General features: G+C 47.4%; 9 protein-coding genes. 4 read left to right on the top strand and 5 right to left on the bottom strand.

The features are described 5' to 3' along the window. Positions 1-283: 283 nt before the first annotated feature. The 3 genes from NZ043_RS22590 to NZ043_RS22580 are packed head-to-tail and all read left to right on the top strand — an operon-like array spanning position 284 to position 1,956. On the top strand, positions 284-709 hold the full coding sequence (locus tag NZ043_RS22590; RefSeq protein WP_339309280.1) for a DMT family transporter: 426 nt from the start codon (positions 284-286) through the stop codon (positions 707-709). 45 nt (positions 710-754) lie between these two features. Continuing rightward, complete coding sequence (locus NZ043_RS22585) at positions 755-1,453, top strand: cyclic nucleotide-binding domain-containing protein (protein WP_047842749.1); 699 nt, start codon at positions 755-757, stop codon at positions 1,451-1,453. 14 nt (positions 1,454-1,467) lie between these two features. Beyond that, complete coding sequence (locus NZ043_RS22580; protein ID WP_062834134.1) at positions 1,468-1,956, top strand: DMT family transporter; 489 nt, start codon at positions 1,468-1,470, stop codon at positions 1,954-1,956. 85 nt (positions 1,957-2,041) lie between these two features. Here NZ043_RS22580 and NZ043_RS22575 read toward each other — a convergent pair whose 3' ends face one another. The 4 genes from NZ043_RS22575 to NZ043_RS22560 all read right to left on the bottom strand — a co-directional run bounded on the left by NZ043_RS22575 (position 2,042) and on the right by NZ043_RS22560 (position 7,255). Continuing rightward, on the bottom strand, positions 2,042-2,758 hold the full coding sequence (locus NZ043_RS22575) for a YebC/PmpR family DNA-binding transcriptional regulator (RefSeq protein ID WP_036608916.1): 717 nt from the start codon (positions 2,756-2,758) through the stop codon (positions 2,042-2,044). 278 nt (positions 2,759-3,036) lie between these two features. Beyond that, positions 3,037-4,758 carry an assimilatory sulfite reductase (NADPH) hemoprotein subunit gene (cysI, locus tag NZ043_RS22570; protein ID WP_133384564.1) on the bottom strand — a complete coding sequence of 574 codons (1,722 nt, stop codon included), beginning with the start codon at positions 4,756-4,758 and terminating at the stop codon, positions 3,037-3,039. 53 nt (positions 4,759-4,811) lie between these two features. Then, positions 4,812-6,647 (bottom strand): assimilatory sulfite reductase (NADPH) flavoprotein subunit, encoded by a 1,836-nt coding sequence (locus NZ043_RS22565; protein WP_339309279.1) that lies wholly within the window; start codon positions 6,645-6,647, stop codon positions 4,812-4,814. A gap of 218 nt (positions 6,648-6,865) precedes the next feature. Next, a complete protein-coding gene (locus NZ043_RS22560; RefSeq protein WP_133384562.1) occupies positions 6,866-7,255 on the bottom strand; it encodes a winged helix-turn-helix transcriptional regulator in 390 nt (129 codons plus the stop codon). Positions 7,256-7,432: 177 nt separating this feature from the next. Between NZ043_RS22560 and NZ043_RS22555 the strand changes: the two genes are divergently transcribed. Next, entirely contained in the window at positions 7,433-7,993 is a 561-nt protein-coding gene (locus NZ043_RS22555) for an NAD(P)H oxidoreductase (protein ID WP_133384561.1), read from the top strand. 191 nt (positions 7,994-8,184) lie between these two features. On the opposite strand, the gene NZ043_RS22550 is transcribed toward NZ043_RS22555, so the two are convergent. Then, the gene (locus tag NZ043_RS22550; RefSeq protein ID WP_339309278.1) at positions 8,185-13,410 is read right to left on the bottom strand and encodes an S-layer homology domain-containing protein; all 5,226 of its coding nucleotides are present in this window, start codon (positions 13,408-13,410) and stop codon (positions 8,185-8,187) included. Positions 13,411-13,710: the final 300 nt, after the last annotated feature.

Here is a 13,710-nt window from a genome sequence, read left to right as displayed (position 1 = left end):
CCATTTCTACCCGACATAACCCATTTAACGTCGCTGAGATTCGTTAGATTTATCAATTCAATCGAATCAATAAAAAAAGGTGTCACTGGTTCGTTAGATTATGATGAACAATGAGTACTGAGCACATATGCCGGCATCTCTTCATGCCCCTTCTGGATTTACCGAGTTCTTTATAGTACTCTAAATGCTGTGACTTCAAAGCTCAGGACATTTGTCCTTGGCGTTCAGAGTTAATTTATCATTTAATAATAGAAGTCGAAGTGATTGGATAAGGAGCGTACATATGAGAGGAATTATTTTTGCATTACTGGGCGGCGCGTGTATCACGCTTCAAGGTGTTGCCAATACTCGGATTAGCACCGACATGGGCACATGGCAGGCCGCTACGATTACACAACTGACAGGATTCATATTAGCAGCGCTGATCCTAATGTTTGTTAGAGACACCAACCTTCAAGGACTCAAACAAGTAAAACCTATGTACCTGGCTGGAGGTGCTTTTGGTGCCGTCATTATTTTCAGCGAAGTGACAGCCATTCAGCAAATTGGGGTTACATTCACGATCTCGGCCTTGCTCATTGCGCAGCTGTTCCTGACTTTTCTGGTGGATAGCAACGGATGGTTTGGCGTGGTAAAACAAAAGATGAAACTGCCGCAATTTCTAGGCATTGCCTTAATGGTGACTGGTGTCATTATTATGAAAATATAGTTTTTGAAGAAGGATTGGAACATATCGTCGGGGGTGAACAACAGCGTGCAAGAAATCCATAACGAGCAACAATTAATACAATATCTGAAGCAATATCAACTCGAAACTGTATTTCACGAGCCCCTGCGTACACATATGACGTTATGCCACTTTGAGAAGTGTGAACTGATCTGTCGTGAAGGGGAAACTTCCGAATATTTGTACGTGCTAGTCGAAGGTAAAATCAAGATTTTCACCACCTCCGCACAGGACAAAACGCTGGTGCTTTGTTTCAAAACACCGCTTGAAGTTGTCGGTGACATAGAGTATGTCCGTGAAAGCGATATTGTTAATACGGTTCAGGCCGTGTCACCTGTAGTGATGCTTCGCATTCATTATCAATGGCTCGCTGAGCTTGCCAGCGATTATGCACCTTTACTTAAATTTCTGCTTAAAATCATCTCTCACAAATTCTACATTGACTCGAACTTTTCCAATTTCAACCTGATGTATCCCGTTGAGGTTCGTCTAGTCAGCTACCTGCTCTCCATCTCAACAGAAGAAGCGGGTAACGTCGTTCATGAAGAGCTGGATGCGTTCAATCTGACCGACATCGCGAATCTGATCGGCACCAGTTACCGACACCTGAACCGGGTCATCCAGAAGCTCTGTGCAGACGGGTTAATTGAACGACATCAAGGATTGATTATGATCAAGGACCGGGCGGGTCTACGTGAAATAGCAGGTCACAACATTTATGAATAAGGAGTTCAACAACCATGTTAATCACAGGTATTTCGCTTGCGCTACTGGCAGGTGCACTTGTCAGTCTGCAAACGATTTTTAATAGCAAAGTTAATGAACGCACCGGTTCATGGTCCACAACAACGATGGTGCTTTTCACCGGATTCATTGCTTCGTTCCTCATCTCTCTGCTAGTGGAGGGCAAAAATACATTCAGCTTTCAGCATATGCAACCCTGGTATTGGCTCAGTGGAGCCATCGGTGTTGGTGTAGTCTTCTGTCTCGTGCAAGGCATGAAGTTACTTGGTCCCACATATGCCATCTCGATCGTGCTAACATCCCAACTGAGCTTTGCTCTATTGTTTGATTCCATGGGATGGCTCGGTCTGGAGCAAATTCCTTTTTCATGGAATCAGCTGCTCGGTGTACTTGTCATTGTTGGTGGAATTGTGTTATTCAAGTTCGGTGGGGGTAAATCGGAAAAATCAGAGCAGTCCCCTGGAACGTTGCAGTCAGACTCGTAAACGAACAAAAAAGAGTGTCCGTCCAATCCCGCAGATTGGTCAGACACTCTTTTTATGCAATCAAACCACGTATCGTCTCGTTCTCTTAAACAAACTCTACGTTATGGTAGACCTGCTGAACATCTTCAAGATCCTCAAGCGCATCGATCAGTTTCTCGAACTGAGCTTGTGCATCCTCTGGAAGTTCAATATGGTTTTGAGCCAGCATCGTCAGCTCGGCTACTGTGAACTCAGTAATACCCGCAGCTTTGAATGCTTCTTGTACAGCGTGGAATTGATCCGGTTCTGCATATACAATTACAGCATCGTCTTCGTCCACGATATCACGTACATCCACATCTGCTTCAAGCAAAAGTTCCAGTACTTCCTCGGAGTTTTTGCCTTCTATACCAATAACCGCTGTTGGATCAAACATGTAAGCAACAGAACCGCTGACACCCATGTTACCCGCGTTTTTGTTAAACGCAGAGCGCACTTCCGGCGCTGTACGATTTACATTGTTAGTGAGTGCATCAACGATGACCATCGCACCATTCGGTCCGAAGCCTTCATAACGCAGCTCTTCATAGTTCTCATCCCCGCTGCCTTTAGCTTTTTCCATCGCACGATCAATAATGGCTTTGGGTACATTATACGTTTTGGCACGTTCCAGCACGACTTTCAGTGCACGGTTCGCTTCCGGGTCCGGTTCGCCCTTTTTGGCAGCTACATAGATCTCAACCCCGAATTTAGCGTAGACCCGGCTCGTGTTTGCATCTTTTGAAGCTTTCTTTTCCTTGATATTATTCCACTTACGACCCATATCGTTTCCGCTCACTTTCAACATGTAATCTGCTTTCTACTATGTCATTATATCTTGTTGAGCGTACTTCAACAAGTTAATACCCACGAAAATATGGGAGTAACTGCGGTGATTATCCATCTCCATTTGAAGATTAGCCTCAGTTTATCCTCTCACAAATCTCTCAGCAGCAACGAACGCTACCTCTATTCACTCCATATATAACAAACAAGAAGCACCCCCTAAGGAATGCTTCCGTCACTAAATCAGTCCTGACTTCGTTCATCTTACCCGGTCAATTAAGCGTGGAATTGTCGACCATCCAACACTTCAGGAACATAGCCCGCACGGATGACAAAGTCTCCGAAATGTTCACCTTCATAGCGCTCTCTGGCATATTGGTTCACCATTGGAGTCAACGTATCCAGAATCTCGGTTTCGCCAATGTTTTCTTTGTACAGCTTATTCAGTCGATGGCCAGTGAAACTGCCACCAAGATACATATTGTATTTACCTGGTGCCTTACCGATAAATGAAATCTCCGCCAGCATCGGTCTTGCACATCCGTTCGGGCAACCCGTCATGCGAATAACAATCTCTTCGTCTCTCAGCCCGGCTTCGTCCAGTACAGGCTCCAGTTTGTCGATCAGGGACGGCAAGTAACGTTCGGACTCAGCCATCGCAAGGCCGCAGGTTGGAAGCGCAACACAAGCCATCGAACTTCTGCGCAGCGCAGAGTAATGTGCCCCATCCGTCAGGTTATACTGCTGAATGAGTGCTTCAATCTTTTTCTTCTTCTGGCTGCTGATATTACCGATGATCAGATTTTGATTGGCAGTCAGACGGAAATCACCCGTGTGCACTTTGGCAATTTCACGTAAACCAGTCATGAGCGGATATCCATCAACATCCTTTACACGACCATTCTGAATGAACAGCGTGTAATGCCATCTGCCATTATTACCTTTTACCCAACCATATCGATCTCCGTTCGTCTCAAAATGATACGGACGTGCCGCATCCAGTTTCCATCCCAAACGACTGGTCAGCTCACCAACAAACCACTCTACACCACGGTCGTCCAGCGTATATTTGAAACGAGCATGTTTACGAACTGCACGATCTCCATAATCACGCTGAATCATAACTGTTTTCTCTGCAACATCAATCATTTGCTCCGGAGTACAGAAACCAATGACTTTGGACACCTGAGGATAGGTTTTGGCGTCACCATGAGACATCCCCATGCCACCGCCAACGGAAACGTTGAAGCCTTGCAGCTTGCCGTTCTCCACAATAGCAATAAAGCCAAGATCTTGTGAATAGACGTCCACATCATTGGATGGTGGTACAGCAATACCGATCTTGAACTTCCGTGGCAAATACACTTTGCCATAGATTGGTTCAACTTCTTCGTCGGAGTCCTGGGAATCAATCACTTTCTCTCCGTCAAGCCACAGCTCATGATAAGCCCGGGTGCGAGGGTCCAGATGATTGCTCACCTGACATGCCCACTCGTACACTTCAGCATGCACATCGGATTGATTCGGATTCGGGTTACACATCACGTTACGGTTTACGTCACCACATGCAGCCAGTGTGCTTAACAACGAATCGTTTACTTCGCGAATGGTGTTCTTAAGATCCCACTTCAGTACGCCATGCAGTTGGAAAGACTGACGTGTGGTCAGACGAATCGTCTCATTGGCATATTTATGCGCTACCCTATCCATCATCAACCACTGCTCCGGGGTTACAATTCCACCGGAAGCACGTACACGCAACATGAATTGGTACGCAGGCTCCAGCTTGGATTTGTGACGCTCATTACGCAGGTCGCGATCGTCCTGCATATAACTGCCGTGGTGTTTCATCAGACGGTTGTCGTCCTCTGGAATTGCACCCGTGATGCGATCAGCCAACGTTTCGGTCAGACTTCCGCGCAAGTAATCACTTTTGATCTTTATATCTTCCACATCGCTATTCATGCGCTGTGGGTTAAGTAAGTTATTATAAACCATGCTGCTTTCTCCTCTCGTCTCTGCGGGATGGTGCAATCCGGCTGGGCCGGTAATTAATAGACGTCCCGCTGATAACGTTTCTCCTGCTGCAACCGTGTCAGATATTCCGATGCCTGCTCAGGCGATAAGCCGCCTTCTTGTTCAAGAATCGTGGTGAGCGCAGCATGCACATCATGTGCCATTTTTTTCTCGTCACCACAGATATATACGCTTGCACCTTCCTGAAGCCACTGGTACAGTTCTTTGCTGTGTTCCAGCATACGATGTTGTACATACACTTTCTGTTCCGTATCACGTGAGAAGGCTACATCCATCTTCGTGAGTACACCATCTTTGAGCCAACGCTGCCATTCCGTCTGGTACAAGAAGTCGGTGGAGAAATGCTGATCTCCGTAGAACAGCCATGTCTTGCCCTCTGCTCCTGTTTCTTCACGCTCACCAAGGAAAGATCTGAACGGCGCTACACCTGTACCTGGGCCAACCATGATGATCGGTGTATCCGGGTTCTCAGGCAGCTTGAAATTCGGGTTATGCTGTATATATACAGGCAAGGTGTCGCCAGCTTCGATTCGTTCAGCCAGATGTACCGAGCATACACCGTAACGTTCTCTGCCACGTGCTTCATAACGTACCGTACGAACGGTAAGATGAACTTCATCCGGGAAAGACTTCGAACTACTCGCTATCGAATACAGACGTGCCGGAATTTTGCGAAGAACAGCTACAAATTCTGCAGCAGGAATCCCTTTTAGATTATAATCCTGAACCAGATCCAGCAGATCACAGCTATTCATGACTGTGCGGAATTCGGAATCATCTGCGAGTAACGCTGTCAGGCCACTCTCAGGATTCAGTTTCGCAAGTTGTTCCACGACCGGTTTCGTCACAGCTGTAATTTCAAAATAACGCAGCAACGCTTCATGCACAGATGCCTGATCCCCGTTTTTATTCACGGTCACGCGCTCATCGGCATTCCATCCCATGGCTGCAATCAATTCATCAACAAGGCGCGGGTGATTCTCAGGGAATACCCCAAGGCTGTCACCAGGCTCGTAATCCAGGCTGGAGCCTTCCAAAGACAACTCAATGTGGCGTGTTTCACGGTCCGATCCTCTGCCATTCAGATTGAGATTCTCCAACACTTCAGCTTTGAATGGGTTCGTGCGATCATATTCGGACTCCCCGCCGTTCACCGCAGCTGTAACAGCCTCAGTGGTTACCGTGCTCGCAGCAGCAGAAGTACTACTTAAAGAAGCCAGTACTTCATTCATCCACTCCGCAGCCGGTTCATCAAAATCAACATCACAGTCCACGCGTGGTACAAGGGCTGTACCACCCAACTCCTGCAATCGTTTATCGAAGTCCTTACCTGTCTGACAAAAGAACTCATAGGAGGTATCTCCCAGAGCCAACACCGAGTAACGAAGTCCTTCAAGCTTCGGAGCCCGTTTGCTGTTCAGGAATTCATGCAGCGGAATCGCATTATCTGGTGGTTCGCCTTCGCCATGCGTACTGACGATAATGAGGAGATTTTCAATTTTCTTGAGTCCGTTCGGTTTGAAATCTCCCATCGATGACAACGTTACCTGAAGACCTTGCTCTTCAAGTTTCTTGGCCAGCTTTTTCGATAGGCCACTGGAATTCCCGGTTTGTGAACCAAAAAGCACGGTAACTTCCCGGGATACTGGCGGAGCACTGACAGGTGCAATACCTGTAGTTGGTGCAGCCTGTACCAGGTTAGCTGGAGCCGCTATTGTCGCGCTTGCCTGAATTGCTGCAATATATCCGCTCAACCAAGTCCGTTGTCCATCGGTCAATGTAGGAATAAGACGATTAAGCAGTTCAACTTGTTCTTGATTAAAAGGGCTGTTTGTCACTTGAAGTTCCACTGTTTGCCACCTCGCGCATTGCTTCGATTTTAATTCCGACTAAAATCATCACATTAATTTAATTTCTTCTCTCTAAAACCTAACACACCGGGTGTTGAGGGTCAATTTCAATGATTTTATAGCATTTATCAGTTTCGCTGATAAAGGACAAAAAACAACAAAAACCCTCCTTTTCAAATCATGGACGGTTTTGTTTTAATTTTAATTTGGCGGCCAGCTCAAGTTGAAGTTGAAAGTGGAATATAGTCACTAAAATCATTTCCTAGGACTCTGCTTTTATCTCCGTATACTCTGTCCAAGTGATTTTCTCCCCACAGACATATGCGGTCAATGATGTCCTGTAGTGTCAAGCCGTACTCTGTCAGCTCATACTCTACCTTGGGCGGAATCTGAGGATGAATGATCCGATGGATGATTTCATTCTTTTCCAGTTCACGCAGCTGTTGGGTTAGGACCTTCTGGGTAATGCCAGGAATGGCTCTGCGAAGTTCACTTGTTCGTTTTTTACCTGATATCAGCTGATGCAGAATAAGAATCCTCCATTTTCCACCGACCAGTTCCAGCATCGCCTGCACGCCACTCTCATATTTTTTCATTTCTTGTTCCATTTGTACTCCCCCATAATTCACATATATGTATATCCGTTATTAAAAGTAACCGAAGAACCCCAAAGTATCTACAGCACTCTCAGGTGCGTACTTCTCAAGGAGATGTCATGAAACTTATAATAACATTGGTCAGAATGTTTAACCAAAATAAAAAGAAAAAAGGATGGTTACTCCTACATGAAAGTTAAACTGGTCGTTACTCACCCAAGACAGGATTCCCTAACATTTGCCGTGATGAATCGTTTTATAGAAGGTATGCAGGAGAATTCCCATGAAATCGATATCCTCGATCTATATCATGACGGATTCGATCCCCTATATCGTGTAGAAGATGAGCGAGACTGGCAAAATCCCGATAAACAGCATTCCCCTGTGATTCGCAAAGAGCTGGATCGTGTGCTTGCGGCTGATGCCATTGTATTTGTTTTCCCGATCTGGTGGTACAACGTTCCCTCCATGCTCAAAGCTTATCTGGACAAGGTATGGAACATGGGGCTGCTGAACAAGGCAAACTCCAAAAAGGCACTGTGGATTGCACTAGCCGGAGGGACAGAGGCTTCATTCCATAAATACGACTATTACAACATGATTTCCAATTACCTGAATAACGGGATCGCGGGTTATGCAAGAATGCAGGAATCCCGAGTTGAATTCCTCTATGAAACCATTTCAGAATCCAAAGAACATATCGAAAGCTTGCTGGAGCAAGCATACCAAATCGGCAAACATTACAATTAACAATTCGCAAAAATTACAGATAACATTCATTTAAATCACAGATAACAACTGTAAAACGACATGAAGCTACATGTTCGTTGAGTAAATTACTTTTCACCCATGGCTGGCATATAATTAAGAAGGCTTACTCCAACCTGTGTCCGAGGTCAAAGTAAGCCTTCTTTTTCACACGCTACGATTCTGGTGTATCATCATTTCTTCCATACCAGTTTACTCATCATCGCATATAACAACGTAGCCGATTCGGCTCGGGTCGCTTCGGCAAGAGGTTTCACCTCACCGTTGTACCCGTGGGCGATGCCCAGATCCACAAGTAATGCCACACTATCCCGGGCATAAGAGCGAATCTCGGAAGCATCACGGAAGCGAGTAAGGTTATCTGTTCCAGCCTTCTCGGAGTCAACCAGTCCAGCCGCTGTAAGAGCTCTCACCGTCAACGTCATCATCTCTTGACGAGTGATCGTGGACTCTGGCAAGAAGCGCCCGTTACCGGTACCACTGGTGATACCTAGCGAACGCGCAGCTGTAACTGCTTCGTAGTACGGAGCCTTTTCGTTTACATCAGAGAATGCATTCCCGGAAGAAGCATTCAAACCCAGCGCAGTCATCAACCATTGCATGTATTGGCCGCGGGTCATCTCCTCTTTTGGATGTAACTGCGTGGAAGCACCGCTTGCCTCAGCATCAATTACTCCTCGGACAGCCAAAGCCTCCATTGCTTTCTTGGCCCACTGCACTTCTGCAAGATCTGCGAATGTCTGCTCCACAGGCACAACAGCATAATTTCCTGTGAGTGATGTTACAGAAAATACAAGCTGCCCGCTGTTTAAATCGTAGTAACTTTGCGGCAATGGGGTTGCCACACCGTTCGCGCCGATGGCAAATGCTACAATCCGATCCTGCTGAGCATTTTGTGATGATTGGTAAGGCAGACGAACTATCAACTCGCTTTCCGATGGCCATGGTTGACCATCCAGTTGAAGTTCAAGCTGGACTCCATATTGCGTGCCAAGCTGATCTGCGACTGTTTTTGGCAGCTCCGTTCTGACAAATCGGATTGATGCAATCCCATCACCAACGATATCCTTCATTACCAGTGTCGCAGGAAGCTCCAACATTCCCAGCTCTGTAACAATGTTGAACACATGTGATTCACCCTGATCTATTAACGCAGAGGCGGGCAGAGATACTTCGTATGCTGTTGCTCCCGAAACCGGCTTCAGCCGAAGTTCGACCAAGCGCTGACCCACATCTATTGAGGGGGCAACTTTAAAAGCCTCTTTAATCGTTGAAACATCCACGTTGGACTGCACTACACCCTTTTGGTTAGACTGTCCCTGCAACTCCAGAACTGAACGGTCTTTCTCCGGTTTAGGCTGTGGTACAGCATTCTCTGCACTTGGACTTCCACTTCCTGATTGTCCGTCATTGTTGCCTGGACCAGAACCATTTCCTGGATTTCCACCGGAATTGCCGCCTGGATTACCGCCCGAACCAGGGTCCGTACCTCCAGGGGAAGGAACAGATGCGAGCACCTTCACCGTCAACGGTACAGTCAGGGCTCTACTGTCGTCAGAAGTTCGAGTAATTTCCAACTCCAATGTTACTGTTGTTTCCTTAGATGGTGGGATAATCGTTCCATCGGTTTGAATGACGGACGGTACCGAACTGGAAGCGATCTTCACCGTGAAACCTTGTGGCACGGATGGTAACTTCAGTTTTTTTGCACCTGCGGCAGGCTGTTCCAATGCTGTAATGCTTGTAGCTACATCGACAGCGCTCTGCTGAGCCGTATGCACCTGATAAGCGGAAGATACACCTCTCACGGATTGCCCCGTCGCATCAAAAGCTTCCACTTTGTAATAATATTCCGTGCCGGGGTTCAGTTCACTGTCCGTGTACTCCCGTCCATTGCCGCTATAGACCACCTTGTACTCACCTTGCTCACGATCTGAGCGGTAGAGCTTGTAGCTTGCTGCACCAAGATGAGCATCCCAGTGAAGCGTTGCGCTTGTTGAATCCAACGCATCAGCATTAAGGCCAGCACTATCATTTGCAGGTGGTACAGCGTCAGGTTTAACGATCATAATCCAACTAATCATCGGGTCCTGCGATGCCGTATTACGCACGGTCAACTCTAGCTTGTTGTCCGACACGCTGATGCCTTTGTGGGCTCTAACACTGGCAGGCGTAAAAGTAACTGCACCGGTATTGGTGCCATTGATGATGAAATTTGCTCTGCGCGATGTATTGGTCCACGGATCGTTGAATCCGGCGTACACATCGTATGTCCCGTTTGGCACATCAAATCTATAGGTTAAGTCCGTGCCTTTAGGTGAATTGCTGACATTGCCACCGTTCAGATAACGTACGGTCGAGAATATATCTCCGCCATTTGAACCCGATGACAGTGCATCTGCGCTGGTATACCCCCAATTGCGACCCTCTGCCGGAGCGTACATCTGGTCCGCCGTTCCCGGGTTGGCAAGTGTTCCTTTCATATAGGCACCCATGAGATTGTAATCAGCCGTTTCGTAACCTCCGCTATTCATAAAATATAGTGCATTCTCTGGAATGACGTTTACACGAACCGCCTGCTTTTTGTTGTTATATTCCGGTGTCGTTACCTGCAACGTAAGCGGTCCTGGCTTAGCAAAATCTTCTGCCGTCATGGCCCGGTTATCAATCGTCCATACTGCTGGCGTTGATACCAGTGCTCCACCCTCGCGCACATTCAATGTTGTTGGCAGGGATGGTACTTTGCCTAGCGCCACGGCTTCTGGCAACGGATCAGCAATATCTACCTTGCCCATCGAATTCAGCAGATCAGGTGTCCAGCTGTTATACCACTTGATCGCGATATCCGAGCCTATTCCAAACTCAATTGGCAAGAACACGTATTTTGCAGCATCATTCGAGAAGTTGCCACCATTCCACGTATCCCCCACGTAAATGAACTTGCCTTTTTCAGGATCGACTGGAATGACGGAAGTGGTCTGTGTGCCAAATGCCTTGCCTGGATCGGGATCTGTTGGCAACGTACGCACGAACGGATTGGTCTGCGTTGACCATGGGCCAAAGATGTTGTCCGCAACCGTCACTTTGTTTTCGTTAGGGGCCCAGCCAGAAGCTCCGGAAGTCAAAATATAATATTTCCCCTGATACTTGAACATCGCCGGTGCTTCACGTTGCCCTCCCGGGAACACTCGCACGTAATCTACGCCGTATTCCGCCTGATAGGTAGAATCTCGTACCGGATTGCCTTTGTCGTCCGTTCGTCCTTCCTTATGCCACCCTGTTACGTCACTGTAGTCTTCATTCAGTTTGGAGATATACAGCGTCAGGTTTTCTTCGCTGGAGTAGATCAGATAACCGGTGCCGTCATCGTCCTTGAACAACGTCATGTCACGTGCCATACCCTTATCGCTTGGAAAGTAATCTTTCTCCCCTTCCGGGGCTCTGTCCATCCGGTAACTCTTCTGATACACAAAAGGCCCTGTTGGAGAGTCGCTGATCGCATAACCGGCCCTCGCCTTACCATAATTCGCATTATCGTTATAGGGGTCCTTGTCGCCGTCCATGTGGGCCCACATCACGTATTTTTTCGTTTTGTCGTTGTAGATGACCTTTGGTCGTTCAATGATCCGTCCTTTGCGAATATCTGCCCAGATATCCACGCGGTCCTCACGCCCCGCATACAATTTGGAGATCAACGGGTCATTGTCAAAATCATCCATGGATTGAAGTGTTGTTAGCGCCATGCCTTCATCCGTCCAATTCATCAGATCCTTGGATGAATACACACGCACACCAACAGCTGGCCAGCCGCCCTTATGATATTCGCCATACCAGTAATAGGTCTCCGTCTGTTCATCATAGAAAAAGCCTGCCCCATGCGCATCAATCGGCTTACCGTCCAGATCTGGCCACAATTGCCCTGGTGTAATGCTCGTGCGAACTGTGGCAACACCAAGCGGTGCGGATGCTGGAGAAGTTACGCCGTCCACGGTCGCCTGAATGATGTAAAAATATCCTGTGCCCATCGTCAGACCACTATCGTTAAATGTGTTTTCATTGCCACTATAGACCTGTTGATACGTACCCGTAGCACTGGTAGACCTGGAGAGCGTATACGTTACATCAGATCCAGCAAGGGCATTCCACCCCAGAGAGATTGAAGTATCCGTCACAGCTGTGGCAGCAAACTCTGCTGGAGAGTCAATGGAGTACGTAGTAGCTTCTGCTACGGAGAATGCTGACTCACCAGCTGCATTAAAGGCCGTCACACGATAGCTGTAGCGGGTGCCCGGCTCAAGTGCAATATCCGTAAATGTGAGCCCTTTCCCTTCATAGATTTGCTCGTATTGCTCACTGCCAGCTTCGGCCCGAACCACGCGATAACCCGTTGACTTGTCCACGGCGGACCAAGATAGCTTCACGCTCTTTGCGTTGAGTGCTTCGGCCTTTAATTCGCCAGGAGCCTGTGGTGCCGCCGCAGTCGTCCGAACTTCCAGCGGAGCAGTCCATAATGATTCAGTTAGGCCTCCGTATTCATAAGCGAGCTTGTAATAATACACCGTATCCCCGCTTAATCCTACATCCGTATGTTCCAAAGATCCGGTACTGGTTACCAGAGAATAACCGCCTTCAGGCGTAGAGGAACGGTACAGGCGATAGGCTGATGCACCTACGATTTCAGACCATTGCAGTGAAACCGAAGACGCCGTCTGCTCCGCAATGGAGAGCTGAATATCGTTCCCAGGCGGCTGCTCCGCAATGATCACGTCATCTGCATGTACCGACTGCCACTTATTCCGAATGCCCACGGTACCTGACCCGTATGTAGTATCGACCAGATCAAATACTAACCGATCGGAGCCGTTTTCTGCGATATATCCGCGAATGTTGGTACCTGATAACACCACTTTAAGTGTGTACCATGTATTTTTGGCAAACGCATAATCCACCGTTTTCAAAGTAGTATCTGTTCCGTTCACCCTTTTGGAGAAAACGAGTTTATTATTGGGAACCTGCATTTGAAAATAGTAAAAGTTGCTCTTATCCTGAAACCGCGGCAATATTCCCGGATACCCCTGACCGGCTCCCGTGTAAAAGCGCATGGACACGGTCATGTCCGACATGGAGTCTCCAGTAGAAATGATGCCTTCATTGGTATCGCTCTGGAAAAGCGTGGAGTTGGACGCATCTGTCGGGTCAGAAATCACTTCCCAGTTGCCTGAGCTTACGTTCCACGCAGGTGATTCCGTGTAATCCCCATCCGAAAAATCGTCCTGCAGCAACGTGGCGGGTATACTGTTCAGATCGGCATACGCCTTACTCGGCAGCAACAACGGTCCGGAAGACAGCGCAAGTGTTGCAGATAACATAAATATCATGGGTTTCCTGAGTTTATCCAATGTTCATTCTCTCCTTTGACGTGAAAGATGAAAGCATGGTTCTTGGATACGCGGTGTTGTTGTTCAGCCTATCCTCAGCAACCAGTGGTCAGTAACGAGCGTTTGTCCACCTCCTTATTTTAATGAAACCGGTTTCATTGAAGTGCAAAAAAAGACCCGTCTTCCCTTCTAAGTGCAATGATACCCATACGGAATACCGTGTTTTCTTTGCCCCTATGCAGTGAAACAGGTTTTTAGTATATAAATGTAATCGCTTTCCTGAATTATATTATTGCCTTATTCAAGCTGTCAACTGTGAAT

This window comes from Paenibacillus sp. FSL k6-2145, from assembly GCF_037976585.1.
In the GTDB taxonomy this organism is placed as follows: Bacteria; Bacillota; Bacilli; order Paenibacillales; family Paenibacillaceae; genus Paenibacillus.
Note: the sequence above shows the minus strand (reverse complement) of the source record. Positions and strands in the feature narration are given on the sequence as shown.